23 protein-coding genes are annotated in these 25,323 nt (G+C 63.9%); 10 read left to right on the forward strand and 13 right to left on the reverse strand.

The window, feature by feature from the left end:
• The first annotated feature begins 14 nt into the window (after positions 1 to 14).
• Positions 15 to 1,757: an IlvD/Edd family dehydratase gene (locus tag JMY28_RS30930; protein WP_201699718.1), complete on the forward strand. Its 1,743-nt coding sequence runs from the start codon at positions 15 to 17 to the stop codon at positions 1,755 to 1,757.
• Between the two features lie 382 nt (positions 1,758 to 2,139).
• Positions 2,140 to 2,769 (forward strand): peptidoglycan DD-metalloendopeptidase family protein, encoded by a 630-nt coding sequence (locus tag JMY28_RS30935; protein WP_201699719.1) that lies wholly within the window; start codon positions 2,140 to 2,142, stop codon positions 2,767 to 2,769.
• A 62-nt stretch (positions 2,770 to 2,831) separates the two neighbouring features.
• Here the strand turns inward: JMY28_RS30935 and JMY28_RS30940 are convergent, their stop codons facing one another.
• Positions 2,832 to 3,839, reverse strand: coding sequence for an NAD-dependent epimerase/dehydratase family protein (locus tag JMY28_RS30940; RefSeq protein WP_201699720.1), 1,008 nt, complete (start codon positions 3,837 to 3,839; stop codon positions 2,832 to 2,834).
• A 130-nt stretch (positions 3,840 to 3,969) separates the two neighbouring features.
• Between JMY28_RS30940 and JMY28_RS30945 the strand changes: the two genes are divergently transcribed.
• A complete protein-coding gene (locus JMY28_RS30945) occupies positions 3,970 to 4,866 on the forward strand; it encodes a LysR family transcriptional regulator (protein WP_201699721.1) in 897 nt (298 codons plus the stop codon).
• An 8-nt stretch (positions 4,867 to 4,874) separates the two neighbouring features.
• On the opposite strand, the gene JMY28_RS30950 is transcribed toward JMY28_RS30945, so the two are convergent.
• The gene (locus tag JMY28_RS30950; RefSeq protein WP_201699746.1) at positions 4,875 to 5,798 is read right to left on the reverse strand and encodes a LysR family transcriptional regulator; all 924 of its coding nucleotides are present in this window, start codon (positions 5,796 to 5,798) and stop codon (positions 4,875 to 4,877) included.
• Between the two features lie 122 nt (positions 5,799 to 5,920).
• Here JMY28_RS30950 and JMY28_RS30955 point away from each other — a divergent pair, with 122 nt between their 5' ends.
• Both JMY28_RS30955 and JMY28_RS30960 read left to right on the forward strand, forming a co-directional pair.
• Positions 5,921 to 6,691: a transporter substrate-binding domain-containing protein gene (locus JMY28_RS30955; RefSeq protein WP_201699722.1), complete on the forward strand. Its 771-nt coding sequence runs from the start codon at positions 5,921 to 5,923 to the stop codon at positions 6,689 to 6,691.
• Between the two features lie 35 nt (positions 6,692 to 6,726).
• A complete protein-coding gene (locus JMY28_RS30960) occupies positions 6,727 to 7,845 on the forward strand; it encodes a succinylglutamate desuccinylase/aspartoacylase family protein (RefSeq protein WP_201699723.1) in 1,119 nt (372 codons plus the stop codon).
• Between the two features lie 16 nt (positions 7,846 to 7,861).
• Here JMY28_RS30960 and JMY28_RS30965 read toward each other — a convergent pair whose 3' ends face one another.
• From JMY28_RS30965 to JMY28_RS30990, 6 genes are all read right to left on the reverse strand, one after another.
• Entirely contained in the window at positions 7,862 to 9,097 is a 1,236-nt protein-coding gene (locus JMY28_RS30965) for a sensor histidine kinase (RefSeq protein ID WP_201699724.1), read from the reverse strand.
• Between the two features lie 321 nt (positions 9,098 to 9,418).
• On the reverse strand, positions 9,419 to 10,753 hold the full coding sequence (locus JMY28_RS30970) for an epoxide hydrolase family protein (RefSeq protein WP_201699725.1): 1,335 nt from the start codon (positions 10,751 to 10,753) through the stop codon (positions 9,419 to 9,421).
• 145 nt (positions 10,754 to 10,898) lie between these two features.
• On the reverse strand, positions 10,899 to 11,366 hold the full coding sequence (locus JMY28_RS30975) for a MarR family winged helix-turn-helix transcriptional regulator (protein ID WP_201699726.1): 468 nt from the start codon (positions 11,364 to 11,366) through the stop codon (positions 10,899 to 10,901).
• 138 nt (positions 11,367 to 11,504) lie between these two features.
• Positions 11,505 to 11,774 carry a hypothetical protein gene (locus tag JMY28_RS30980; RefSeq protein WP_201699727.1) on the reverse strand — a complete coding sequence of 90 codons (270 nt, stop codon included), beginning with the start codon at positions 11,772 to 11,774 and terminating at the stop codon, positions 11,505 to 11,507.
• Between the two features lie 61 nt (positions 11,775 to 11,835).
• Positions 11,836 to 12,282, reverse strand: coding sequence for an Ohr family peroxiredoxin (locus JMY28_RS30985; RefSeq protein WP_201699728.1), 447 nt, complete (start codon positions 12,280 to 12,282; stop codon positions 11,836 to 11,838).
• Positions 12,283 to 12,545: 263 nt separating this feature from the next.
• On the reverse strand, positions 12,546 to 13,019 hold the full coding sequence (locus tag JMY28_RS30990) for an OsmC family protein (protein WP_201699729.1): 474 nt from the start codon (positions 13,017 to 13,019) through the stop codon (positions 12,546 to 12,548).
• 120 nt (positions 13,020 to 13,139) lie between these two features.
• On the opposite strand from JMY28_RS30990, the gene JMY28_RS30995 reads away from it, so the two are divergent.
• Together JMY28_RS30995 and JMY28_RS31000 are read left to right on the forward strand one after the other, a co-directional pair.
• Entirely contained in the window at positions 13,140 to 13,793 is a 654-nt protein-coding gene (locus tag JMY28_RS30995) for a GntR family transcriptional regulator (RefSeq protein ID WP_201699730.1), read from the forward strand.
• 111 nt (positions 13,794 to 13,904) lie between these two features.
• Positions 13,905 to 14,540: a GNAT family N-acetyltransferase gene (locus tag JMY28_RS31000; RefSeq protein WP_201699731.1), complete on the forward strand. Its 636-nt coding sequence runs from the start codon at positions 13,905 to 13,907 to the stop codon at positions 14,538 to 14,540.
• Positions 14,541 to 14,553: 13 nt separating this feature from the next.
• On the opposite strand, the gene JMY28_RS31005 is transcribed toward JMY28_RS31000, so the two are convergent.
• The 3 genes from JMY28_RS31005 to JMY28_RS31015 all read right to left on the reverse strand — a co-directional run bounded on the left by JMY28_RS31005 (position 14,554) and on the right by JMY28_RS31015 (position 18,916).
• Positions 14,554 to 16,128, reverse strand: a complete 1,575-nt coding sequence (locus JMY28_RS31005; protein ID WP_201699732.1) for an EAL domain-containing protein — start codon at positions 16,126 to 16,128, stop codon at positions 14,554 to 14,556.
• A gap of 206 nt (positions 16,129 to 16,334) precedes the next feature.
• Entirely contained in the window at positions 16,335 to 18,125 is a 1,791-nt protein-coding gene (locus JMY28_RS31010) for a diguanylate cyclase (protein ID WP_201699733.1), read from the reverse strand.
• 149 nt (positions 18,126 to 18,274) lie between these two features.
• The gene (locus tag JMY28_RS31015; RefSeq protein WP_201699734.1) at positions 18,275 to 18,916 is read right to left on the reverse strand and encodes an HD domain-containing protein; all 642 of its coding nucleotides are present in this window, start codon (positions 18,914 to 18,916) and stop codon (positions 18,275 to 18,277) included.
• Between the two features lie 338 nt (positions 18,917 to 19,254).
• Here JMY28_RS31015 and JMY28_RS31020 point away from each other — a divergent pair, with 338 nt between their 5' ends.
• Positions 19,255 to 20,742, forward strand: a complete 1,488-nt coding sequence (locus tag JMY28_RS31020) for a sensor histidine kinase (protein WP_201699735.1) — start codon at positions 19,255 to 19,257, stop codon at positions 20,740 to 20,742.
• Between the two features lie 24 nt (positions 20,743 to 20,766).
• On the opposite strand, the gene JMY28_RS31025 is transcribed toward JMY28_RS31020, so the two are convergent.
• Entirely contained in the window at positions 20,767 to 21,264 is a 498-nt protein-coding gene (locus tag JMY28_RS31025) for an acyl-CoA thioesterase (protein WP_069265858.1), read from the reverse strand.
• 299 nt (positions 21,265 to 21,563) lie between these two features.
• Here JMY28_RS31025 and JMY28_RS31030 point away from each other — a divergent pair, with 299 nt between their 5' ends.
• Positions 21,564 to 22,547: a response regulator gene (locus tag JMY28_RS31030; protein WP_201699736.1), complete on the forward strand. Its 984-nt coding sequence runs from the start codon at positions 21,564 to 21,566 to the stop codon at positions 22,545 to 22,547.
• Between the two features lie 13 nt (positions 22,548 to 22,560).
• Here the strand turns inward: JMY28_RS31030 and JMY28_RS31035 are convergent, their stop codons facing one another.
• Positions 22,561 to 24,312 carry a methyl-accepting chemotaxis protein gene (locus JMY28_RS31035; RefSeq protein WP_236597126.1) on the reverse strand — a complete coding sequence of 584 codons (1,752 nt, stop codon included), beginning with the start codon at positions 24,310 to 24,312 and terminating at the stop codon, positions 22,561 to 22,563.
• A 138-nt stretch (positions 24,313 to 24,450) separates the two neighbouring features.
• Between JMY28_RS31035 and JMY28_RS39130 the strand changes: the two genes are divergently transcribed.
• Positions 24,451 to 25,323 (forward strand): contractile injection system protein, VgrG/Pvc8 family (locus JMY28_RS39130; protein ID WP_236597127.1); only part of this gene is annotated, 873 nt, incomplete at its 3' end.

The following is a 25,323-nucleotide window of genomic DNA, read 5'->3' on the forward strand; positions in this document are numbered from 1 at the left end:
AAGTGGGCAAAGCCATGAACACCCCTAAGCCCAAGCTTCGCTCGGCCGCGTGGTTCGGCACCACGGACAAAAACGGCTTCATGTACCGGAGCTGGATGAAGAATCAGGGGATCCCGGATCACGAATTCGCCGGCAAGCCGATTATCGGCATTTGCAATACGTGGTCGGAACTCACGCCCTGTAACGCGCATTTTCGCAAGCTCGCCGAGCACGTCAAGCGAGGCGTATACGAAGCCGGCGGGTTTCCTGTCGAGTTTCCTGTGTTCTCGAACGGCGAGTCGAACCTGCGGCCCACGGCCATGTTCACGCGCAACCTCGCTTCGATGGATGTTGAGGAATCCATACGAGGCAATCCGGTCGATGCGGTCGTGCTGCTCGTGGGCTGCGACAAGACCACGCCTGCATTGCTGATGGGCGCGGCGAGCTGCGACGTGCCTGCCATTGCCGTGACCGGCGGCCCGATGCTCAACGGCAAGCACGAAGGGCGCGATATTGGCTCGGGCACGGTGGTGTGGCAACTGAGCGAGCAGGTGAAGGCCGGCAAGATCTCGATCCACGAGTTCATGTCGGCGGAGTCGGGCATGTCGCGTTCGGCGGGCACCTGCAACACCATGGGTACGGCTTCGACCATGGCGTGCATGGCCGAAGCGCTGGGCGTTACGCTGCCGCACAACGCCGCGATTCCGGCTGTGGACGCGCGCCGCTACGTGCTCGCGCATATGTCGGGCATGCGCATCGTGGAGATGGCGCTTGAAGACCTGCGGCTCTCGAAGCTGCTCACGCGCGCGGCGTTCGAGAACGCGATTCGCACGAACGCAGCCATTGGCGGCTCGACGAATGCCGCGATTCACCTGAAGGCGATCGCGGGGCGCATCGGCGTGCCGCTCGAACTCGACGACTGGACGCGCATTGGCCGCGGCACGCCGACCATCGTCGATTTGCAGCCCTCGGGCCGCTTCCTGATGGAGGAGTTTTATTACGCGGGCGGCTTGCCTGCCGTGCTGCGGCGCCTCGGCGAAGCGAACCTGCTGCCGCATCCCGACGCGCTCACGGCCAACGGCAAAACGCTCTGGGAAAACGTGCGCGAAGCGCCCATTCATAACGCCGAAGTCATTCGCCCGCTCGACAATCCACTCGTGCAGGACGGCGCGCTGTGCGTGCTGCGCGGCAATCTCGCGCCGAATGGCGCGGTGTTGAAGCCTTCGGCGGCCACGCAGAAGCTTTTGAAGCATCGCGGGCCCGCCGTGGTGTTCGAGAACTTCGACGACTACAAGGCGCGCATTGGTGATCCCGATCTCAACGTCACGGCCGATTCCGTGCTCGTCATGAAGAACTGCGGGCCCAAGGGTTATCCTGGCATGGCAGAGGTGGGCAACATGGGCCTGCCGCCCAAGCTGCTCGCGCAGGGCGTGACCGACATGGTGCGCGTGTCGGACGCGCGCATGAGCGGCACGGCGTATGGGACAGTGGTGCTGCACGTCGCCCCTGAAGCGCGCGCAGGCGGACCGCTCGCGATCGTGCGCGACGGCGACTGGATCGAACTGGACTGCGAGAAGGGCGTACTGCGCGTGGATATCGGCGACGAGGCGATCGTTGCGCGGCTCGAGGAATGGGCCGCGAATCAGCATCCCATCGAAGCCGATCGCAGCGGTTATCGCAAGCTCTATGTCGAGCACGTGCTGCAGGCCGACGAGGGCTGCGATTTTGACTTCCTGGTGGGCTGTCGCGGCTCGGACGTGCCGAGCCATTCGCATTGACATCGCTTGCGCGGAACCCGCGTTGCGGCAGACGCGGGTTCCCGCCTTCGCATAGAAAATTAAAGATTCGGCGAATCTTTATCGGCGTTTCCCTACGTTCGTTTTCCTGATTGTTTTGGGGTTTGCGCAACGTTTGATCGCGTGCACGCAAAGGCTTGTTTTGCGTCATATGCGGCGGTCAACGCGAAAACATGGGTCGCGTTAAGCGGATGCCAGCCGGCGGGCTGGCGGCAGTGACCTATTCAGCCATTCGCGGAGATTCGCCATGAAACAACGATGTATGCCAACCCACCTTCGCTCATGGCGATGGCGCGCCAGCGCGGCGGCCGCGCTTGTCACGCTGGGACTGCTTTCCGCTTGTGTCGCCCAAAAGCCGTTCAGTATGCCCAGCTATGAAGCCGGGGTATGCGTGAGCGCCGCCGCAGGCTACTACTGCGTGCAGCCCGGCGATTCGCTCGACTCGATTGCGGCTTCGTTCGGGCGGCGGTCCGGTGAGATCGCGCAATGGAACGCCATGGAGGCGGCTTCCACGGTGCGTGCGGGGCAGATGCTGCGCGTGGGTCCGCCGTCAGGCATCGCGAGCGTCGCGCCCGAGCCGCCGCTTGCGGTCGCGCTGCCCGAGGCCGCCGCGAACCGCTTCATCTGGCCGGTTGCGGGCACAGTGGTGCGCGAGTTCGGCGTGCAAGGTTCGCGCGGCATCGAGATTGCCGGGCGTCCGGGCGCGCCGGTCAAGGCCGTGGATGGCGGCCGGATCGTCTACGCCGGCGACAAGCTCAAGCAATATGGCCTCATGGTCATCGTGAAGCACGACAACCACTTCGTCACCGCATATGGCAACAACCGCCGGCTCATGGTGGCCGAAGGCGCAAGCGTGCAGCGCGGCACGACCATCGGCGAGATGGGAGTAGGCCGAGAAGGTCAGGCGCTGTTGCAGTTCGAGATGCGAGAGGATGGCCGCGCCGTGGATCCACTCGCGTATTTGTCGCCTGGGTCGGGACCGGTCACGCCCTAACGGCGCCCTTTCATCTGCTTCGGAATCCGTAGGAAATCGCTTGAGGCATAAAAGCCCGGCAATTAAGCCGCTTTTGGCGCACGCTCATCGACGCCGAGGCAGTTCAGGCCCATGAGCGTGGCCTCGACGGCTTCGTCGAGCGGCGTATGAGGTTCGCGCCCGAGTTCCCTGACGAGCCGGGCGTTGTCGAGCTGCAACGGCTCGCTCCACAAATAGCGCATCTCCATCAGTTCACGCAGCGTCGTCACGAAGGGCGAGATGGCGCGCACGAAGGCCCAGGCGAAGGGCTTGCGTTGCGGCTTCAGTCCGTGATTGCGGGCGACGCGGCAAATCGCTTCGACGATCTGCGAGCCGTCGGCGTCCCAATGGCCGGCCATGTGAAACGTCGCGAAGGCAGGCAGCGTGTCGCGCCGCTCGATCAGTTGGAGCATCGTGCGCGCGACGTCGGGTACGTATGACCAGGCGTGGCCCACGCCGCGCGTACCGGGCTGGCGCACGACCTGGACAGGCGCGCCACGCTTCACGAGCCCTTGCGCAAACCAGCTATTGCCCACGCGCGGTCCGAAAAAGTCCCCCGCACGCACGACGATCGAGCGCACACCATGCTCGCTCGCGGCCCGCATGCGCCGCTCCAGTTCCACGCGAATCGCGCCCTTGCGCGTGAGCGGCTGCTGAGGCGAGTCCTCACTCAGCAATGGGAAGGTGTCGGGCCCGAAGTTATAGACCGTGCCCGGCAGGACGACGGTCGCGCCCACGGCGGCCGCGGCGGCGAGCGTGTTGTCGATCATCGGCAGCACGACCTGCGCCCAGCGCCGGTAGCCGGGTGGGTTCACGGCGTGCACGATCACTGCGCAACCCTGCGCGGCGCGTACCACCGCTTCGCGCGAGAGCACGTCGCCGTCGAGCCATTCGATGGCGCTCGCCGCTGCGGTGCCTGGCGCACCGCCGCGCCGAAGCGCGCGGACTTGCCAGCCGGCGTCGAGCAACTGGCGCGCGACTTCGCTGCCGATTCCGCCGTTTGCGCCAAGCACGAGGGCGCGGTTCTGTCGATTGATGGGGCTGCCGTTCATGCCGGTTCTCCTTGCGGGTGAGCTGTCATGAGGGGCATTCTGCGCCGCTTGCCATCAATAGAAAATTACCGAAAATAGTCGATAGGCTATACATTTATGTATAGACAGAGATCCGAATTGGGAACCGAACATGACCGAAAAGGAACCGAACTGGGAGTGGTACCGGAGTTTTCTCCAGGTCCTGGAGAGCGGCTCGTTGTCGGCGGCCGCCCGCGCGCTGGGCATCACGCAGCCGACCGTCGGCCGCCACATCGAAAGTCTGGAAGCGACGTTTGGGCTCACACTTTTTACTCGCTCGTCCGATGGGTTTTCGCCAACCGAGGCGGCCAATGAACTGCGGCCGTACGCTGTCGGCCTTGCGATGACCACGGCGGCGTTGCGCCGCGCCGCGAGCAGTCACGGATCGGGCGTGCGCGGTACGGTCCGGCTGACGGCGAGCGAAGTCATCGGCGTCGAGGTCTTGCCGCCGATACTGGCCGCCTTGCGCCACGACTATCCGGAGCTGTCAATTGAACTTGTGCTGTCGAACAAAGCGGACGACCTGCTCCGTCGTGAAGCGGACATTGCGATACGCATGTTCCGGCCCGTGCAGGAGGCGCTCGTTGCCAAACGTATTGGCGCGATCGAAGTCGGCCTGCACGCCCACGAGCGATATCTGGCGCTTCATGGCGTGCCCAGGTCGATGAAGGAGTTGGCAAGCCATACGATCATCGGTTTCGATCAGGAAAACGCATTCATTCGCTCGCTCCAGCCCAGGTTCGCAGCCTACAAACGCAATAACTTTGCCTTTCGGGCCGATAGCGACTTGGCCCAACTGGGCGCGATACGCGCTGGCTTCGGGATCGGCGGGTGCCAGTCGCCATTGGCAGCAAGAGACCCGAAGCTGGTACGCGTTCTGCGGGAAGAATTCTCGCTGCCGCTGGAGACGTGGGTGGCCATGCATGAGGATTTACGCACGAGCGCGCGCTGCGCTGTGACATTCGCGGCGCTTGCGTCGGGACTGAATGCTTATATACAAGGCGCGTAACTGCCGCCTCAGCGCGGCGCGCGGCCTGCCCGCGCATACGAAGCCAGCATCGTCGCGAGTTCCTGTGCGGCAGGCGTGAGCGGCACGGCCGCACGCTGCAGCAGACAGACCTGCTGCGCCGCCGGCCGCTCGGCGATCTTGATGCGCGTGAGTCGCCCGGCAAACGGCCCGCGCGTGGCGACCACCGAAGACTCCAGCGCGAGGCAATCCGTCTCGCTGACCCAATGCAGCGTTTCGAAGAGCCCCTCCACCGTCGCGACGATGCGCGGCGGCGGCAAGCCGTGGTCGGTGAAGAACGTCGTGAGCCGGCTCGAAGCGAAGGCGTCTGCGATATTGGGCGAGCGCGTCGCGAGCCAGTCACAGTGCGTGAGCGCGCGCAGCGAGCGCGCCCCCGCTTTCGGATGGTCACGGCGGCAGACGACGACCGGATCCGACGGATAAAGCTCCGTCACCGAAAGATCGGTCGTATCGGTCTGGTCCGAAACGAGCGCGAGCGCGAAATCGAGCGTGCCTTCGCGAATCCACGAAATCATCATGCGCGACGTGCCCGTGCGCAGACGCAGCGCCACGCGCTCAAACCGCGTGCTGTACTGGCCGAGCACGGGCACGAGCGCGTCCATGAGCGGGTCGGTCGTAAGGCCGAACGCCACTTCGCCCGCGTAGTCGCCGCGCAGTTGCTGCGCCTCTTCGCTCGCGCGCTCGCACTCGCCGAGAATCGATGCCGCCCGCACCAGCAGGCGCTGCCCGAGCACCGTGAGCGTCACGCCGCGATTCGTGCGCGTGAGCAGCGCGCCGCCGAGTTCGGCTTCGAGATTCTGCAGTTGCTGCGTCACGCCGCTTTGCGCCACGCCGAGCGCGCGCGAGGCCGCCCGCACACTGCCGCGCTGGGCGACGGCGACGAAGACGCGCAACTGGGAAAGCGTGAGACTCATGGATGACGATTCGTTGTGATCGGTAGATGTGATCATGATAGACGAATCCGAGCTTTTCCCGAACGCGGCCGCGTCCTACCATCGGTCGGTCAGGAGACTCCCACTTTTCGCCGCCGCTCATCATGAAAAAAATCCCGTCGATCGTGCTTTCCCTTGCAGTGGCCTTGAGCAGCAGTGCCTTCGCGCGCGAGGCCGGCACCGTGCACCTTGGTATTGATCCGACCTATCCGCCCATGGACGCCAAGGCGCCCGACGGCTCGCTCAAAGGGTTTGACGTCGATCTCGGCAACGAGATCTGCCGCCGTATTCACGCGCATTGCCAGTGGGTCGAACTGGAGTTCTCGGGCATGATCCCGGCGCTGCAGGCGCGCAAGATCGACGCGGTCATGTCGTCGATGGCGATCACCGCGAAGCGCGAGCAGCAGATTCTCTTTACGTCGAAGTTGTTCCAGTTCAAGTCGCGGCTCGTCGCCCGCAAGGGCGCCTCGTTCGGCGCTACCGCACAGTCGCTTGCCGGCAAGACGGTCGGTGTGCAGGCGGGCACGCAGTTCGAGACGTATGCGCTCGCGAACTGGGCGCCTGCGGGCGTGCACGTCGTGACTTACAAGAGCCAGGACGAAGTGTTCGCCGACCTCGTCAACGGTCGGCTCGATGCCGCGCTGCTGGGCTATGTCGAAGCCGACTATGGCTTCCTGCGCACGCCGCAGGGCAACGGCTTTGCGTTTGCCGGCGGCCCGATTTCGATGGGCGACCGCGGCACGGGGATCGGCATGCGCAAGGACGAAACCGCGCTTCAGGCGCAGATGAACGATGCAATTGCGGGCATGCTGAAGGACGGCACCTATGCGCAGATCGCACGCCGCTACTTCGACTTCGATCCGTACGGAAACTGAGCCGCCGCACACTTATTTGAAACCGCATTGAATACATGAACCAGCAATCGATTCCGCTCCTGAGCGCGACGCCCGGCACGCACCGCGAACTGACCAGCTTCCACTTTGGCCCTGCCGACGCGCGCCAGAAGATCTATATCCAGGCGTCGCTTCATGCCGACGAAACGCCCGCCATGCTGACGGCTGTGGTGTTGCGCGCACAACTGGCGGAACTCGAGGCGCAAGGCGCACTCGCCGCGCAAGTGGTGCTCGTGCCGCTCGCCAATCCTGTGGGTCTGAATCAGCACGTGCTTGGCCAGTTCATCGGCCGGTTCGATCTTGCGAGCGGCAGGAACTTCAACCGCCATTTCCATGCGTTTCCCAAGCTGCTTGCGCGCGCGAAGGAGACGCTCGGGGCGGACGTCGATCGCAACCGCGCTCTGATCCGGCAACTGATGTGCGAAGCGCTGGATGCGCAACAGCCGCTCACGGAGTTCGATTCGCTCCAGCTGGCGCTATTGAGGCTCTCGCACGACGCCGATCTCATCATCGATCTGCATTGCTCGCTCGAGGCGGTCATGCACGTGTACACGAGCGAGGCTGGCTGGCCCGATGTCGAGCCGCTCGCCCGCTACCTCGGCTCGCGCGCGCAACTGCTTGCCACCGACTCCGGCGCGCAGGCATTCGACGAGGCGCATAGCCTGCTGTGGTGGCAACTGCGTCAACAGATGCCGGCCACGCAGCCCGTGCCCGCCGGTCCCACTGCGGTGACAATCGAGTGTCGCGGCCAACGTGACGTGTCGTGGGAAAGCGCGCAGCAGGACGCCGATGCGCTGCTCGACTATCTGCGCTGGCGCGGCGCGCTCCTCGGCGGCGATGTGAAGCCGTTGCCGGAACTGCTGATGCCGGCCACGCCGCTTGCTGGCAGCGCGCAATTCTATGCGCCGCGAAGCGGCATTCTCGTGCACCGCGCGAAGATCGGCGACTGGATACGCGAGAACGATCCGCTCTTCGATATCGTCGACCCGATGACGGGCGAGACGGTGACGGTAAAGAGCACCGCGGAGGGCGTCTTCTATATGCGACGGGCGATTCGCTTCGTGACGGCCGGCGCGCCGCTCGGCCGCGTAACAGGCACGAAGCCGACACGCAGCGGCGTGCTGCTGGGGGCTTGAGGGGCGGGGATTCCCGTCAGGCTTGACGGGTTTTGTCCATCGGCACGATCACGCGCACCCACAGGCCGCCCTCGGGATGATTGCCGATCTTGAGCTTCGCGTTGCACAGGCGCACGAGGCGCCGGACGATCGACAGGCCCATGCCCCAGTGCGAATCGAGCCCGAGGCTTGCCGCGCGCGAGGCGAGCATCGGCGACGCCAGCGTGCCACCCTCGGGCAGACTCGCACCGACGCCTTCGCCGTGATCCCGCACGCTCAAGGTCCACGTGCGCGCGCCTCGCGCCGTGCAGATTTCGATGGGCGGTTTGCCGTGCGCCTGTGCGTTGCCGACAAGATTGTCAACGAGCCGCGCGAGCGCGGAGCGCGGCAGCGCAAACGCCTCGCCGGCGTCCAGCCGGAGCACGATGCTCGCGTCCGCGTTCGCGCCGTAGACGAACCGGTCCTTCAGATACGCGTCCACGTTCACTGGCGCATGATTCGCGCCGCCATGGCCGGCCGTGTCGACGAACTGCCGCGCGAGATCCTGAAAGAGATCGATGTCCTCGACGAGGGCCACGCGCAAATTCCAGCGCGTGACGTTCATGGCATAAGCGCGCAACCGGGCGACCCGCGATTCGATTTGCCGCAGGAAAGCGGCGAACGTGGCCGACTGGTCTTCGGCCGTGCCGCCGCGGCGGCACAACAGATCGCCGATCGCGCGGACGAGGCCATGCAGTTTGCGCGGGCAGTCCGCGAGCGCGGGCGCTGGAGCGGCGCCGCTCGTCGCGATGCGCAGCGTGGCAATCATGGCGAGCAGATCGTGGCGTACCGTCCGTAGCCACCAGGTGCGCAGCGCGAGCAGAAGCGCGCAGAGCGCGAGTAGGAGCGCAGCGAATCGCGCGTCAAACCAGCGCGTGACCTTCTTCAGGCGCGTGACGCCAGACGAACAGGCTTCGCGCAGATACGAGTCGTTCGATGACGCCCCGGCATGCGGTGCCCAAATCGCATCGCGCAGATGAGGCGTCACATTTGCGCCGAGGTCGACGATGGCCGGTTTGATCGACACCAACGGGGCAATCCCATGGACGCTCGCGCCTTGTGCGGCCAGTTCCAGTTCCAGTTCGGCGTCCTGCAGTTGGGCGGCGTGCGTCGCGGGAGCCGGATCGAATGCCATGTCGCCGAAATTCAGCGGCGAATCCGCATCGAGATATCGAAAACCGACTTGCACCAGCATCAACGATGCAATCCATAGCAGGAAAATCCGGGCAAACAAGACAATCACCTTTCTTTTTTTGACATCGAAGTTTTGCTTGCGCCGGTAGGCGCATGTTTGAAATAGCCGAAAATCTGGCTATGACCGGTATTGTCTGCGAAGCGCGTGAACTTCGATTCGTGGAAAAGCGCTGAAATATGCGCTGTTTTTCCCCTTGAGCAACGCTGGCGGCCCTGCTGCGCAGTATTTGGGAAAGGGGCGTGTCCGTTGTGTCGGTTCGCCGCATGGCGCTCGGGATTTATGCGGCAGGCGGCGACGTGAGCATTCGGAGTCCTTGATAAAATCACCGGCCTCTCGAACGCTCACGCGCGCCATATTTCGTCAGGCCGGCTGACGCAGCGTCCTGAACGTTGCGCGAACTTCTTCCGTGAACTCAGCAGGCTGCTCCCACGCTGCAAAATGGCCGCCTTTCGGAAGGCGGTTGTAGTGAATCAGCTTGGGGTAGGCGCGTTCCGTCCAACTCTTGGGCGCGGCGTAGATTTCTTCCGGGAAGACGCTTACGCCAACCGGCAGTTCCACATGCTTGGGCTCGAAAAAGTTGAGCTTGTTTTCCCAATACAGCCGCCCAGACGAGACTGCCGTCTTCGTCAGCCAATAGAGCGTGATGTTGTCTAGCACATCATCCTTTGTCAGGCCTTCGGGCCGGCCTTCGAACACGCGCGCGATCATCGCCTGACCGCTCGCATCGTGGTCCAGCATCCATGCCGCGAGGCCCACTGGCGAATCCTGGATGGCGTAGAGCGTCTGCGGGCGGTTCGCCATTTCGAGCGCGTAGCCCAAGCCGTGCTTGTAAAAGTAATCGAGCTGGTCGTACGCGTGTTGCTCTTCGGGAGAGAGTCCGCCAGGGGGCGGCGTGCCGTCCTTGAGCGATTTGGCAATAGCGTCGGGCACGGTCGCGGGCATGTTGGTGTGAATGCCGACGAGTCCTGCAGGCTTGAGCAGGGCCAGCTGTTCCGTCACGGCATTGCCCCAGTCGCCCCCTTGTGCCGCGTAGCGCTCGTAGCCGAGCCGGTCCATCAGCACAGCCCAGGCGCGAGCGATACGCTGGGGGTCCCAGCCGGTCTTCGTCGGTTTGCCGGAGAAGCCGTAGCCAGGAAGCGAAGGAATGACGACGTGGAATGCGTCGGATGCGCTTGCGCCGTGGGCGGTCGGGTTGGTGAGCGGTTCGATGATCTTCAGTTGCTCGATGATCGAGCCGGGCCAGCCGTGTGTGACGATAATCGGTAGCGCGTTCTCGTGCTGCGAGCGCACGTGGATAAAGTGAATATCGAGCCCGTCGATCTCCGTGACATATTGCGGCAGCGAGTTGAGTCTCGCTTCCACCTTGCGCCAGTTATAGTCGTTAGCCCAGTAATTGGCGAGCTTTTGCATGGTTGCGAGCTGCACGCCTTGCGAGGCGTCGTCGACCGTTTCGCGCTCCGGCCATTGCGTCGCGACGATGCGGCGTCGCAGATCGGTCAGCGCCGATTCTGGCACATGCACGCGAAGTGGACGAATGGAAGTCGGATTGCCCGCGGCAATCTGCGTGATTCCGCTTGCCGACGGCTTTGATTCTGCGAAGGCGAGCCGGCTCATTGCGGCGCCTGCAACCAGAGTGGCGGCCGCGCCGATGAAGTGCCGGCGCGAAACGGGAGAGGGATGAAGATCGGTTGACATACAAATTCCTGTTAAAGATGTCGTGCCGTGGCGAGCAGGAAACTTCAGGCTTGCATATGCGCCTCGGCAATCAAGGGATGTATCGTATTCCTGACTATTAAAGACTAAAACATGCCTGCGCAAACCCTGCGCGTCGGTGCGAAGGCTATTCGGTGTCGAGTGAACGAATCAGGTTGGCGCGCAGGTGCACGATCGCCTTCTGCAATTTCGCGAGTTCCTCGTGACCCAGCCCGGTCGCACCGACGAGATCCCCGATTTTCAGGCTCTTTTCGCGCAGCTTCCGGCCGCTCGCGGTCAGGTTCACGCGCACCTGGCGCTCATCCTCCGGATCGCGCCGCCGTTCCACATATCCCATCGCTTCGAGCTTTTTCAACATGGGCGTGAGCGTGTTGGATTCGAGAAACAGCTTCTCACCCAGGCCGCTCACCGTCTGATTGTCCTGCTCCCAGAGCGCGATGATCGCGATGTACTGCGGATAGGTCAGCCCGAGTTCTTCAAGGATTGGCTTGTACGCCTTGCCGAACGCCAGATTGGTCGAGTACACCGCAAAGCAAAGAAAGTCTGCGAGCGGCATGGGCTTGGCGCCCTGCGCCGGATGGTCCGTCGATTTCATGGTGATCCTCTTCAGACGAAGGCCTCAATGGCTCGAAAGTTGAATAAATCGCTTGCGATTATATCGTACGCCGACACCGGTCTCGCCGTACATCACCATTGCGATGCCCGGCGAAACAGCCACAACGCAGTGGCGCAATCAATGGTGGGCGAAGAGGCTGTTTCGCTCCAGGGTGACGCGGCTGCCCGCGCCCGATGTGACATCGGCCGCGCCGCCGTACGCCGTGGCTGCGTTGGCGCTGTCGCTGCGCTCTGCGGCAAGCGTTTGCAGGCTCTGGCCGCGTTGCGAAGCCGGTGCGCCGACTTCGGGTCGATAGCCCGGGGCTGGGCCGTAGCCGCTGGCGAATGCGGGGGCGGCTGCGGCAGCCGAGAAGGCGATGAGGAGCGTGGCGATGAGTCGGGTTTTCATGGTGGGTCTCGCTAGGTGAAGTTCAGTGGGTTTGCGTGAACGAGGTCATTGCGTTTGCCGCTCACGCGGTCACGACCGTCAGGCTCACGTCGATGTTGCCGTGCACGGCCTTCGAGTACGGGCAGATCTGATGAGCGCTGCGCGCGATGGCCTCCGCCACGTCTTGCGCGACGCCAGGCAGCGTGACCGTGAAGTGCGCGCCGAGGAACCAGGCGGCGCCGGTCTGACCGATATCGACCTGGATGTCCACCGCAGCGTCCGGCGGCAGTGTGACTTTCTTAAGCGTTGCCGCGATGCCGAGCGCGGAGATATAGCAGGCAGACCATGCGCCCGCGAACAACTGTTCGGCGCGCGGGTGCGGTTCGGTGGCGACGATGTCGAGCGTTTCACCGGTTGAAGACGAGAGCTCAAGGTCGACCACGCCGAATTCGCCGCGTTGCGCTGCGGGGTCGTGGTTGATGGTGGTGTGGGTGCTGCCCGAGAACAGCACCTTGTCGATCGTTGCCATGTTGCGGTCCTTGATGAAATCTGGGGTTGGATGATATGCGTCGCGTAAGATCGAATCGCATGCGATGCATAATGGACGAGAAGTTTCAACATGTCAAGCGTATAAGATTAAATCGCATGCGAGATATATGGGGCTGCTTCAGACGGAGATCGATCGCTGAAATGTTATCGATCGTTTTAGTGATCCGTCGCGATTGAGACCTTTTGACGGCATTTCCTGGGGGCGACGCGGCTGGCCGAGCCGCGTCAGCTGGTCACGAGCGCCTACGCACCCAGTTCGATGGCGGGCTCGCAAACGATGGGAAAGTTCACCGAATTGGCGATATAGCACTGCTCGTGCGCTGCATGATGCAACCGCTCGGCGAGGCTGCGGTTGTCGCTCGCGCGGATCGTCACGCGCGGGCGCAACACGATTTTCGTGAAGGCCCCGCGCTGCGGCGTATCGGCCATCGTGCCTTCGGCCTCATCTTCATACGCGAGCACCGCGATGCCCGCCTCGGCGCACAGGTGCAGATACCAGAGCTTGTGGCACGCCGAAGCGGAAGCCACGAGTAGATCCTCGGGATTCCAGCGCGCGGCGTCGCCGCGAAAGGCCGGGTCCGACGATCCCGGAATGTCCGGCTTGCCGCTTGCGCGGATCACGTGATCGCGGTCGTAGTCGCGATAACCCGAGGTGCCGCTGCCGCGATTGCCCGTCCATTGCACCGAAACGCGGTAGGTGTGTTCGCCGTGCGCCATGCTGACTCTCCGTTTTTGCCTCGAAAAGGGGTACGTCATTATGACCTTATTCGGCATTTTGGTATACCATTATGCCGAAGTGAGCCAAATGAGAACTGGGCGGCAAAAGGCCAAATACACATGGAAACAAGATTCGACTCCACGGCGGACGCGGTTGCGTCCGGGTTGCGCGATCTGATCGTCAGCGGCGAGCTGGTCAGTGGCGAGCGCCTCGTCGAGCGCGATCTCGCGGAGCGTTTCGAGGTGAGCCGCATTCCGCTGCGCGAAGCCATCCAGCGGCTCGCGCGCGAGGGGCTCGTCGAGATTTTCCGCAATCGCGGGGCGGTCGTGCGCATGCTCTCGGAGCAAGATGTGGAGGAGCTCTACGGCTTGCGCGCGCTGCTCGAAGGCGACGCGATCTTTCATAGCGTCAAACGCATCGACGACGAAACGCTCGCACGCGCGGAACTCGTCCACCGGCTGCTGGGTGAGGCGGCGGCCACGCAAAAGCAGGGCGAGCTCAACCGCGAGTTTCACGAACTGCTTTACGGCGCGTGCGGCAACGCTCGCCAACTGGCGGCTATCCGCGAATTGCGCGCGCAGGTGGAGCGTTACGAGCGGCTGCAGAACACGTTGCTTGCCGGTACACCCTCGTTTCAGCACGAACACGAGGCAATCCTCGAAGCGTGCCTCGCACGCAACGCGCGCAGCGCGCGCGCCTTGACCGTGGCGCATATCGATTCTGCGAGGCGCATCGTGCTCGCTGTGGTGGAGCGCATGGCGGCACAAGCCTAGTGCTCACACATCACGGCGTTCACGCTCCTCGCGCCGGTTTTTACGACATTTTTTCTTGTGACCCTTCCGGGCAAACCCTAGACTGGACGCATCGAAACGACAGGAGACGCCATGTCGATCTTGCGTGCAACCCAGCGCCCGGATGAGCAGGTCACCTCCGTGCAGCCCGGCCTCGGCCGGCTCGTGCTGAGGCGCTTCGATCCGCGCCACGACTCATGGGAAGCGCTCACGCGTTTGCTACATCGCGCGTTCTCGCGGCTCGCGTCGCTCGGATTGCACTGCTCATGCGTCGATCAGGCGGCGAGCCTCACGCGTGAACGCGCGCTGGCTGGAGACTGCTTCGTCGCCGTCTGCAATGGCAGGATCGTCGGCACGCTCACGCTGGAAGGTCACGATAATCATTCGCAGTGCGAACATTATCGCCAGCGCAGCGTCGCTTCGGTCCATCAGTTCGGTATCGAGCCCAAATGGCAGAGACACGGTATCGGCCGTGCGCTGCTTGCTTTCGCGGGGCGTTGGGCGGCTGCGCGCGGCTACACGCAACTCGCGCTAGATACGCCGTTTCCCGCCGCCCACCTCATCGCGTTCTATCGTGCGCAAGGCTTTAGTCTTGTCGATGTCGTGCGCTTTGCCGGCCGTGGCTACGACAGCGCCGTACTCAGCAAGGCCGCGGCGCATAGCGCCCTGGGGTTTCGGCACTTGCCTGGCGGGTTGCCGCATGCCACCTTGCCGAGTCCGTTCGTCTGAGCGTGCACCACCTTCAAGCCTTGTGCGTGCGCGCCGCTTCTCGCTCCAGATAGCGCAGGAATTCGTCGGCGGGCATGGCCTTCGCATAGAGCCAGCCCTGCGCGTACTGCACGCCGCGTTCACGCAGATACTGCGCTTGCGCCTCGGTTTCCACGCCCTCGGCGACCATCAGCAGGTCGAGGCTGCGCGCCATGTCGATCACGTGTGGCACGATCTTGTTCATGTCCTCGTCGCTCGCGAATGAGCGGATGAACGAGCGGTCGATCTTGATGCCATCCACCGGCAGTTCCTGCAGATACGAGAGACTCGAATATCCCGTGCCGAAATCGTCGATGAAGATGCGGTGGCCGGCCGCGCGAAACGCCTCGAGAACGGGCGCGGAGCCGGCCGTGTCGATGAGCGTGCGCTCGATCGCTTCGAACCAGATCTGCTCGGGGCGCACCGCATATTTGGCGAGGCTGGGCTTGAGCACGTCGAGCACGCGTGTGCCGGCGAGATCCTTGCCGGCAAGGTTGAGCGAGACGTGCAAATCGGGGCGCCGTGCCAGCACGGCGCCCACGCCCTCGAACACGGAGCGCACGACCTGGTCGGTGATGGGCTCGACGAGACCGAGTGATTCCGCCATGGGAATGAACGTGTCCGGCGCGACGACGGAGCCGTCTTCGAGCTTCCAGCGCACGAGCGCTTCGGCGCCGACACAGCGTCCGCTTTCCAGCGAGACGAGCGGCTGCAGCCACGCGACGAACTGGCGCCGCCGGATGCCCTGCAGTATCGCGTTGCGCGGGGTGCGCAGCTTGCGGCGCCAGCGCATGACGAGCCACGTGGCAAATGCGCTCAGGACGAGCGCCGGCGGCAACAGCGTTCTGAGCTGCGCGGGCAGGTCGCGGCGCATGCGGTCCTCGGGTTCGCATGCGACCACGGCGAGGGGAAAGCGGCTCGAGCGTTCGACGACGTAATAGCGTCCCTCGAAATACGGGCTGCTGTTGGTGCGCTTGAACGCTGCGCGTGCGAGGGCATCGTCGGCCTGTGGCCAGCTTGAAATGACGGCGCCGTCCTGCGTTTCGAGCACGGCCAGCTCGATGGTGTCGTCGAGCGGCACGATGTCGAGGTAGAAGCGCGGATCGATCACCACGACGTGATTGCCCAGGCGCACATTGAGCATGCGCCGCTCGTTGCCGCGCTTGCCGACTTCGCTATGCCAGGCGGTGAAGCCGTCGGCGTAGGTCCATTCGGGTGGCGGCAATGCGGTATCGACGGCGCCGCGTTGCGAACTGCAGCGCAGCCGCACGCCATCGGTCCAGGCGACTTCGCGAATGTATCGAAACTGTTCCTCGACCTGACGCAGCCGCTCCAGGTGGTCGCTCGTGCAGGGGCCACTGCCGTATGGCAAGAGCTGGCGCAGTGCGGACTCGGCTTCGGCCGTGACGAGTTCGGCGCGCAGCAGCGCGCGGCTCGAAAAGACATCGACCTGGTCGCGCTTTTGGCGTTCGTCGACGGCGTTCGAGGCGTACACCGCGGCCGTGAGCGTTGCCAGGACGGCGAACGCCACGACACAGAACGTCGTCAGGGCGGTGAGTCGGCTGCTCATGGTGGACGGTCGGGCTCCGGCATCGCGAACGAAGGCGACGCGCGGCCTTCGACGTTTCGCCGTTGCCGATGGTAGCGTCTTTCCGATGGCGGCGACGTGCTGTTGTCCAGCGCGGGGAGCGCAATTGGAGTGGCCGCCGGCTCTCCCGCTCATGCGTGGCGCATGAACGCGGCCAACGGGATCGTCAGGCCGACGTCAGGCACCCATCAAGCGCGCGCAGGGTCGATCGATCGGGAATCCTCTGCAACGACGCGATTGCGGCCGCTTTCCTTCGCGGCGTATAGCCGCCGGTCGGCTACCGACATGAGCGCTTCGTAGTGGGCGGGGCAATCGGCGGGACTGGCCGCCACGCCAATCGAAACGGTGAATGCAATCGCATCCGCATCCGGGTTCTGGGCTTCGCCCGTCGCGCTGGCGGCGTGCGCCGAGTCCGCCGCGTGCGCTTCGACCGCGCGGCGGATGCGTTCGGCTACGGCCGCCGCCGTGGCGAGATCGGCGCCGGGCAGCAGCGCCGCGAACTCCTCGCCGCCCACGCGCGCGGGCATCTCCGCGCTGCGCAGGTTCTTGCGCAGGATGTCTGCGAAGATCACCAGCACGCGGTCGCCCGCCGCGTGTCCGAAGCGGTCGTTGACGCGCTTGAAGAAGTCGATATCGAGCATCAGCATGGCCACGACGGGCGCGGCCGCCTCGCCGCCGCCTTCGCGGGCGGCGCGCTCCAGCGTCTCATTGAAGACCTCCAGGAAGCGCCGCCGGTTCGCGAGTCCGGTGAGCGGATCGCTGCGCGCGAGCGTTTCGAGTCGCGAACTCGCGTCGACGTATTGGCCGAATATGTTCTTGACGATGAACAGCGTGCCGACGAGCAGCACGGCGATCGCCAGCCACGCGACGATCAGCGGGCTGCTGAACACGCGGCGAGCCGCCGCGAGCGTGAGCTCCGAGTCGTCCGTGTTCGTGAGCAGGATCCAGTGCGAGTCCCCCACGTGCTGGAAGAGCAGGTAGCGGCCGCCTCGCTGAGCGTAGCCCTGGCCGCGCTGCATCCATGCCGCCGCCTGCGCGCGCGCCATGTCGAGCAGATCCGGATCGAAGCTCGCGGGACGCTGCGCCGTGATCTTGCCATCGACGAAATAGACCAGGTCGCCGTTCTTGTTCAGGAGACCGAACTCGGCAGGCTCCTCGTCCTCGGTCAGGTTGGCGGAGGCAAGCTGGAGCGCGAGCAGGCGCGAGGGCGCGACGTCCATCACCACGGCGCCGCGAAAGCGTCCGTTCGCGTAGACGGGCGCGCTGAGCGTGGCAATCGCCTCGCTTTTTTTCGTTTCCGTATAGATCGGAGTCCAGACAATGTCGCGTCGCGGATTCTGGCCGAAGAGGTGAAGGCGGTAGTAGGGCATCGTGCTAAAGCGCCGCAACAGATCGCGCGCGGGCGCGTCCGGGCGCTCGGGCGACAGCACATACAGGCCGTTGGCCGAGATGTAGGCGACCGCGCTTTGCACTGCATCGGCTTGCTGGCTGATCGCGACGAGCGGGCTGATCGAGCGCGCGAGCACGATGTCGGCCGGCAGCGTCGCGGCGTCGCGGTGAAAGCCTTCGATTCCCGCGAGCCCTTGTGCGTTGGTGCCCAAAACGAGCGGTCCGTCCATCGCGCCGGGGGCTTCCCATGTCAGCTTGTCGCTATCGCGCAGCGCCGCTTGTACCACGGGATCCTGCAGGCCGGCGCGCTGCTGGCTCGGCGAGGCGAGCACGTGTTCGGCGTAGTCGCGCAGGAACAGCAGGCGCCGGCGCTCTGCGGAGATCAGCGCGTCCACGCCCACGGCCCGCACCTCCAGGTCGCGCTGGCGGCTATGAAGGTCGTTGCGCGTCATCTGGTAGAGCTGGCGCAGGCCCAGGCCGCTCACCAACGCCATGGCGGCGAGAAAGCACACCGTCACCACGAGATGCGGGCGTTTCATCACCATGCTGGAAAAACCGTGCGGCCGCGTGCGGCCAGGCGTGTGCTGCATGAACCCCCCGGGACAGCGAATGGACGCGCGCGCAACGCGGTGCGGCGTGGCCCGGCGGCGCGTTTCCGGGCATCGCGATGAGCATAGCATCGCGCGTCAGAACCGCGCCTAACACCGCCTCAGGCGTCCCGGATCGCTCCCGGTGAGACTCAACCGCGCCAGGCGGAATGGCGGATCACGCTGCAGAAGTTGCCGGCGTGGAAATGCGGGTCCTTGTCTGCGAGCACGTCGGCCTTCACGTTGCCGAAGGTGGTGGCGGGCTTGTGCTTGATGCCGTCGTAGAAGGTCTGGATGATTTCTTCCTTGAAGTGCTCGCTGCGCGGGTGCGCGTGGACCACGGCCTCGCGCTCGGTGTCGCTGAAACGGTCGTAGGCAATGCCGAGCACGTCCATTTCGACGCCCGCCGTGACGAGCGCGATCACCGGATGCATGTGCTCGGGGATGCCCGGCGTCGTGTGCAGCGCGATCGCGGTCCAAACGAGGTCGATGTCCTGCTGCGAGATGCCGTGGCCGCGCAGGAAATCGCGCGCGACGTTTGCGCCATCCACTTCGAAGCGCTCGTGGTCGCTGCTGTGCGCGTGCGTGAGGCCCATGTCATGAAACATTGCGCCCGCGTAGAGCAGTTCGCGATCGTACTTCAGGCCGAGCCGGCGGCCGGCCAGCGCGCCGAAGTAGTACACGCGGCTCGAATGATGGAACAGCAGCGGCGATTCGGTATCGCGCACCAGTTCGGTAATTTCGCGGGCGAGTTTGCTGTCGGGGATGGCGACATCGGCGAGGGTCGGGGTCATCAGGGTGCTCCGTCGGGGTGGGTGATGACCTCTATTCTGGGCGGCGCCAGGGTTGTCCTCAATCGACGGATACCGTTGTTTTCTGCCAATTCGACCGAAATTGGGCCATCGGGGATTCGCGGCGCATAGCGGCAGTGCCGCCAACCGGAAAATTTCGCCGCAACAAGGGATTAGCGGCGATAATCGGCAAAATTGATTCGATCGGCGCGCATTTCATGCGCCTTGCATTTGCGGCGAGATCAGGCCTGCGAAGAATCGCACATTAGGCGCACGGGGACGCTGCAGGGAACGCGCCGCGCCAACCAGGTCGGTAATAACAAGAACCCACGCGACAGACTATGTATTCGATCCTGCCAGCGTTCGTGTCCGCATTATTTCTCGGATTCGGCGTCTACGTGCTCCTGACCGAGGGCTTCACGCGCCTCTCGGCGCCGTTCGCCTTGATGTGCGCGACGACGTTCTTCTGGCAGGGCACCTGGGCGTTTCTGTTCCAGACGTCCGACCCCGATCTGTCCGCCGCGCTCGTCAAGGCCGGATACTTCTTCATCCTCTTTCTGCCCACCACGTTCTATCACTTCGTGACCGAAGTGAGCGCCCGGCGCGGCGAACGCCCGCTCCTCGTCGCGTCCTATCTGCTTAGCGTGCTGCTTGCGGTGCTGCTGCTTTTGAGCGATGCCGTCGTGGACGGCTACGGCACCTTCTTTTTCGGCAAGTATCCGAAGGCGGGCATGCTGCATCCGGTGCATGTGGCGCAGACGGTGCTGCTCGCATGCCGCAGCGCGTGGCTGCTGTACGCCGCGCGCCGGCAGACGCAGGCGCACGACCGTCGCAAGCTGCTCGACCTGTGCTTCGTGAGCCTCGGCTTGTACGCGCTCGCCGCCACCGACTACGCCGTGAACTACGGGCTCGCGTTCTATCCCGTGGGCGCGGTGTTCATCGCGATCAGCCTTGGCATTCTCGCGGTCACGATCGTGCGTTACGGGCTCATGCGCCCGTACCTCATCGCGGCCACGGTGGCGCACGAGGTCGCGACGCCGCTCGCGGCCATCGGCATGCATGCCGAAGAAATCGGCAACGTGCTGCCCGAACTCATGCGTGGCTACCAGTTGGCCGTGCAGCACCAGTTGTGCGTGGACGGACTCTATCCGGGGCAGTCGGAGCGCCTTTCGTCGCTTGCCACGTCGATACGACGCCAGGTGGACAGCACGAGCACGGTGGTCGAAATGTCGCTGGCTTCGTTTACGCTCGACCGGCTCGATCGGCGCAGCTTCGAGACCTACCCGGTGCGCTCCTGCGTGAATGCAGCGCTCGAGCGCTTTCCGTTTCGCACCGGCGAGCGCGACATGGTGGAGGTGGCGCCTATGGACGCGCAACTGAGTTTCTCGGGCTCGGATTCGCTCGTTGTATTCGTGCTCTTCAATCTGCTCAAGAACGCGCTCTTCGCGATTCACGCGGAAATCGCCGAAAGAAGCGACAAGGTGAGCGATTACGTGGGCCGCGTGGAGATCGATGCGACAAGCGAAGCGGGCTTTTGCGTGCTGCGCTTCACCGACAACGGCTGCGGCATTCCCGCCGATATCCTGCCGCGCGTGTTCGATCCGTTTTATTCGACCAAGGCGCACGGGCGCGGCACCGGCATGGGCCTCACGTTCTGCCGTCGCGTGGCCGAGGCGCTGGGCGGCACGATAGCGTGCGCGTCCGTGCCGCATGTCCATACCACCTTCACGATCCGCCTGCCCGAGCCCGGCACGAGCGCCGACCGCGCGCTGCACGACGCGCCGGCGAAACCCCGCCGCTTTCCGGCGGGGCAGGATTTCGCGGGCTAGTTCATGTAGCCGGGTTCAATACGCTTAGTTCGAACCCGACGGCAGGACCAGCTCGTATTCCTTCACGCGCTCGATGATGCCGGGCGGAAAGCGGCGAATGCGCTTGTCCGTACCAGCGAAGAGAATCTGCTGATAGCCGAGCGAAACGGGCCGCCCGTCCACGCAAAAGCGGAACACGAGATACGCGGAGCACTGACGCACCTGGAAGGTGTTGAGGTAGCAATCCACGCGCTGGAACGGAAAGGTTTCCTGCACGTATTCCTGGTGCGCGCGCTTGGTGACGAACACGCCGCCCGAGGCGAGCAGATTGTTGTGAATGCACTCGTGAAACCAGCGTTCGCGGCAAATGCCCTGCCATTCGAAATAGCGGGCGAAATACGTATTCATGAACGCGTTCGAGTCCTTCAGGTAAATATCGATGACGTGATGGAACGTTTTGGTCGGCGTAGCTTCCATGATTTCGTCGGAGAATCCGGCGGTGCCACGGGAAAGGACGGCGGGAATGGATTCGCGTGCGTACATCAGAGTCACTCCAGATAGGGGCTGCAGGCGGCAGCCGCGCGTGCCTCCGGAGAAAAGGAGGCATGCACCATTCTCTTCGCGTTCCTCTTTATCCAATACCGTGCTCCTCACATACGCAAACCGGTTGATGGTCGCTGGGCGCGATAACGTTTGCGCGTGTTGTCGTTGTAGCGCGCATATGCGGCTTCGGGTTGCTGTGTCCAGGGCTCACGCCGCATAATCGACATGTTTTCCTCGCGGTGCAGCGCCAGGTGTCGAGCGCGCCGCATGAAGCGCAGTGTGCTTAACCGAGATCCAGCATGAGTTCCATCGTCAGACAGCCGGTTTTTCATCCCGTCTCCGTCGTTTTTCTCGACGACAGCCCCGACTTTCTCTACGCGTTGCGTGGCCTCTTTCCGGGCGCGGGCACGGACCGCTACTTCACGAGCGCGGCAGAAACGCTCGCCTTCGTCGCCTCACACGAAGCGCGGCAGCGTGCTCGCAATCCCGCGTCGGGTGCCGCATGGTCGGAGTTCGAGAAGCGGGGCGGCAACGCGCTGGGCGATGACGTGATGGCCGACGCGGCGCGCTTTGGCGATATCGCCGCGCTCGTCGTGGACTACGAAATGCCGGAGATGACCGGCGTTGAATTTCTCGCCGCCGCGAAGGACGTGGCGTGCACGCGCATCCTGCTCACGGCCACGGCCGACGAATCGCATGCGGTGGAGGCGTTCAACGCGGGGCTGATCGACTTCTACGTGAAGAAGTCCGATCCCGCGATGACCCGCAAACTTCGCGGCGCGATCGACGATGCCAAGCGCAAGTTCTGCGCGCGGCGCGGCCATATCGGCGTGCATGGCGTGGGTGCGATCTACGCGAACCGGCTTATTGCCGACGCGCTGCACGAAGTCGCGCTGCGCGAGCGTATTGTCGAATACTACTGGCGGCCCGAGCAGAATGCCGTGCTGACGTTCGACGCCGTTGGCAACGCCGGCGTGTTTCTCGCGTGGGATAGTCACGACTGGGCGGCGCAATGCGATGTCGTGGCGGACGAAGGCGGCCCCGAAGCGTTGCGCGAGGAAATGGCGGCGCGCCGTATCATGCCGGTCTACTGGCCGAACGAGGCGTATCGGCCCGGCATGTCGCGCGTGGAGTTTGCGACGCCGCAGCCGGTGCCGGGACTCGACGATACGCATACGAGCTGGACTCGTATCGACGACCCGGGTCTTGCGCCCGGGTTGATTACGTTTGCTACGTGGCGAGCGGGGCAAGGCGCGCCGGGTGAGGGCGCTGGCCTTGCGTGATGACGTGCCGCCCTTAGAACGTTTCCCAGTCTGCGGCTTCGTTAGGCGCGGTGGTCACGGGGCTGGCCGTTGCCACGGGTGCTGCGTTCGCGGCCCTGCGGACCGGCGTGGTTTCCACGGGCTTCGCACGGGCGGGGGCAGGGCGCTTGGGCGGTGCAGCCGGGCGCACGGCACGCGCGCTTTGAGCAGGCGCTGCAACGACTGACGCAGCCGCCGACACAGCCTGCGCCCCGATCCGGAACACCGTCACGACATCGCGCAACCCATTCGACTGCGCCGCCATCGACTGCGCCGCGGCCGATGCTTCCTCCACGAGCGCCGCATTTTGCTGCGTCACCTCGTCCATCTGCGCGACGGCGCGGTTCACCTGTTCAATGCCGGTGTGCTGCTCCTCGGAAGCCGCTGCGATTTCGCCCATGAGGTCGGCCACGCGGCGCGCCGAAATCACCACCTCGTCGATGGTTTTACCCGCTTCGTCAACGAGCCGCGTGCCTTCCGACACTTGCGCGACCGACTGCCCGATCAGATCCTTGATCTCCTTGGCGGCCGTGGCGCTGCGCTGCGCGAGGCTGCGCACCTCGCCTGCCACGACGGCGAAGCCACGGCCCTGGTCGCCGGCACGCGCCGCTTCCACGGCCGCGTTGAGCGCGAGGATGTTGGTCTGGAAGGCGATGCCGTCGATCACGCCGATGATCTGCTCCACGCGCTGCGAACTGCTCGAAATCTCGTTCATCGTTTCGACCACGCGGCGCACGACTTCGCCGCCGCGCGCGGCGACTTCCGATGCGTTCACAGCGAGCGTGTTGCCCTGGCGCGCGTTGTCGGTGTTGTGCTTGACCGTAGTCGTGAGTTCTTCGATGCTGGCGGCCGTTTCCTCGAGCGAGGCGGCTTGTTCCTCGGTGCGGGAGGAAAGGTCCAAGTTGCCCGCCGCGATTTCCTTGGCGCCCGTCGTGATCGATTCGGCGGAAGTCTGAATGCGCTGCACGGTGTCGACCAACTGGCGCTGCATCTGTTGCATCGAGTGGAGCAGGCTGTGCTGGTCGCCGGGCGCGAGATTCACATGCGCTGTGAGATCGCCTTGGGCAATGCGCTGGCAGATCTCCGAGGCATATTCCGGCTCGCCGCCAAGGCTGCGGCGGATCGTGCGGATGAGCCACATGAGGCCGAGCGTCACGGCCGCGCCGATCACCGTCACGAGCATGAGATTGCTGATTAGCGCGCTGCTGAAGGCGTCGTCGATATCGTCGGTATAGATGCCGGTGAAGATGTGCCAGTCCCAGCCCGGCACGAGGACGGAATACGTGATCTTTTCGACCGGCGCGCTCTTGCCCGGCTTCGGCCACCAGTAGCTGCTGTAGCCGTCGCCGCCAGTGGACGAGCTTTTGACGATCTCGAGTGCCACATGCGTGCCGCGCGGGTCCGTCATGTTCGCTTGACTCTTGCCTTCCATTTCCGGCTTGGGCGGCACGAGCAGCGCCATGGCGTTGCTGTCGTAAATGCCGAAGTAGCCGCTCTGGTCGTCCCCGTAGCGCGTGCCGCGCAGCGTGGCGATGGCGAGGCGTTTCGCGTCGTCGGCGCTCATGTGGCCGGCGGCCGCTTCCTTCTGGTAGTACGAGACCACGCCCAATGCGGTTTGCGTCTCCTGCTCCACCAGGTTCTTGCGGTCCGTCACCATGCCCGAGCGCGTCATGAGGGCGTTGGCCACCACCATCACGACGAGCGAGATCCACAGCAGCCCGACGATGCTCCAGGCTTTCTGATTCAACGTTATTCGCTTCACGTTCGTTTTTCTCCAGCCGTCTTCGATTGATTCGCGTGACGATGCACAGGTGCAGCGCCATCGTGTTTAACGGATGGTTTGTGGGGAATCTGAAGGTATGCTTAGTCGGAGGTTGAGCAAAGTGTGGGTTTCGGGGCTATTTTTGACATTTTCCTTACGATTTCGGCTGCGATCGACGCCATGATCGGCTTGCGGTCTGCGGAGGCGTGGGTGATCTTGTGCTGGAGCGTGGCGAGATCAGTGGGTAACGCAGCCGATGTTGCCCGTCATATTGACGAGTTGCAGGAGCGCATACGGCAGTTCGAACCGCGCGCCCCGACAGCAAGATGGCACTTTGCCGTGCACGGAATGTTTCGTTATGCAGATGGATGCAAAGACCTGTACTTCTGCATTTGCGTCGGTGAGCTTGCGCCACGTCAAGTATTCAATTTCGGTATAGCCCACGCACCTGGAGATGCCCTATTTTTCCTTTTCTGGAAGTGGAAATGGGCGGATGCCTGCAACACGATCCGCCGGTCTGAAAAAGGAGAAGGCATGGCGGAGTTTGATCCACTACGTCCCGATATTACGGGCATGCAGGCGTATCACCTTGAGGTTCCCGGAACGCAGAGCGCGCTAGATTTATCGGTCGTGTCGTTCACGGCCATCGAAGCGATGGGAGAGCCGACCGAAGTGATTATCGAGGCGACCCATCCGTCGCACCTGCCCCGCGCGGACTACGTGAACCTTGATGCAGTTTTCAGCATCGTGAATGACGATGGGGCCGTGCGGAGGTTTTCAGGCTACCTCGAACGCGTTTCGGTCATCCAGAAGACGAACGACTTTACGATGCACCAGTTTGTCCTGAAGTCACACTTCGGACGGCTGGCGGCAGTGACGACCACCGAAGTCTATCAACACAAGGCGACACCCGAAATCATCATGGCGGTGCTGCGCCGGCACGGCATCAAGGACCACCAGGTTTCGTTCCGGTTGCGCCGCCAGTATCCGGTTCAT

Source organism: Paraburkholderia hiiakae, assembly GCF_904848665.1.
Classification (GTDB): domain Bacteria; phylum Pseudomonadota; class Gammaproteobacteria; order Burkholderiales; family Burkholderiaceae; genus Paraburkholderia; species Paraburkholderia hiiakae.

Excerpts from the sequence above, each read along its gene's own strand:
- JMY28_RS30930 (WP_201699718.1), top strand. The coding sequence starts at position 15 with ATGAACACCCCTAAGCCCAAGCTTCGCTCGGCCGCGTGGTTCGGCACC.
- JMY28_RS30935 (WP_201699719.1), top strand. The coding sequence starts at position 2,140 with ATGCCCAGCTATGAAGCCGGGGTATGCGTGAGCGCCGCCGCAGGCTAC.
- JMY28_RS30940 (WP_201699720.1), bottom strand. The coding sequence starts at position 3,839 with ATGAACGGCAGCCCCATCAATCGACAGAACCGCGCCCTCGTGCTTGGC.
- JMY28_RS30945 (WP_201699721.1), top strand. The coding sequence starts at position 3,970 with ATGACCGAAAAGGAACCGAACTGGGAGTGGTACCGGAGTTTTCTCCAG.
- JMY28_RS30950 (WP_201699746.1), bottom strand. The coding sequence starts at position 5,798 with ATGAGTCTCACGCTTTCCCAGTTGCGCGTCTTCGTCGCCGTCGCCCAG.
- JMY28_RS30955 (WP_201699722.1), top strand. The coding sequence starts at position 5,921 with ATGAAAAAAATCCCGTCGATCGTGCTTTCCCTTGCAGTGGCCTTGAGC.
- JMY28_RS30960 (WP_201699723.1), top strand. The coding sequence starts at position 6,727 with ATGAACCAGCAATCGATTCCGCTCCTGAGCGCGACGCCCGGCACGCAC.
- JMY28_RS30970 (WP_201699725.1), bottom strand. The coding sequence starts at position 10,753 with ATGTCAACCGATCTTCATCCCTCTCCCGTTTCGCGCCGGCACTTCATC.
- JMY28_RS30975 (WP_201699726.1), bottom strand. The coding sequence starts at position 11,366 with ATGAAATCGACGGACCATCCGGCGCAGGGCGCCAAGCCCATGCCGCTC.
- JMY28_RS30980 (WP_201699727.1), bottom strand. The coding sequence starts at position 11,774 with ATGAAAACCCGACTCATCGCCACGCTCCTCATCGCCTTCTCGGCTGCC.
- JMY28_RS30985 (WP_201699728.1), bottom strand. The coding sequence starts at position 12,282 with ATGGCAACGATCGACAAGGTGCTGTTCTCGGGCAGCACCCACACCACC.
- JMY28_RS30990 (WP_201699729.1), bottom strand. The coding sequence starts at position 13,019 with ATGGCGCACGGCGAACACACCTACCGCGTTTCGGTGCAATGGACGGGC.
- JMY28_RS30995 (WP_201699730.1), top strand. The coding sequence starts at position 13,140 with ATGGAAACAAGATTCGACTCCACGGCGGACGCGGTTGCGTCCGGGTTG.
- JMY28_RS31000 (WP_201699731.1), top strand. The coding sequence starts at position 13,905 with ATGTCGATCTTGCGTGCAACCCAGCGCCCGGATGAGCAGGTCACCTCC.
- JMY28_RS31005 (WP_201699732.1), bottom strand. The coding sequence starts at position 16,128 with ATGAGCAGCCGACTCACCGCCCTGACGACGTTCTGTGTCGTGGCGTTC.
- JMY28_RS31010 (WP_201699733.1), bottom strand. The coding sequence starts at position 18,125 with ATGCAGCACACGCCTGGCCGCACGCGGCCGCACGGTTTTTCCAGCATG.
- JMY28_RS31015 (WP_201699734.1), bottom strand. The coding sequence starts at position 18,916 with ATGACCCCGACCCTCGCCGATGTCGCCATCCCCGACAGCAAACTCGCC.
- JMY28_RS31020 (WP_201699735.1), top strand. The coding sequence starts at position 19,255 with ATGTATTCGATCCTGCCAGCGTTCGTGTCCGCATTATTTCTCGGATTC.
- JMY28_RS31025 (WP_069265858.1), bottom strand. The coding sequence starts at position 21,264 with ATGTACGCACGCGAATCCATTCCCGCCGTCCTTTCCCGTGGCACCGCC.
- JMY28_RS31030 (WP_201699736.1), top strand. The coding sequence starts at position 21,564 with ATGAGTTCCATCGTCAGACAGCCGGTTTTTCATCCCGTCTCCGTCGTT.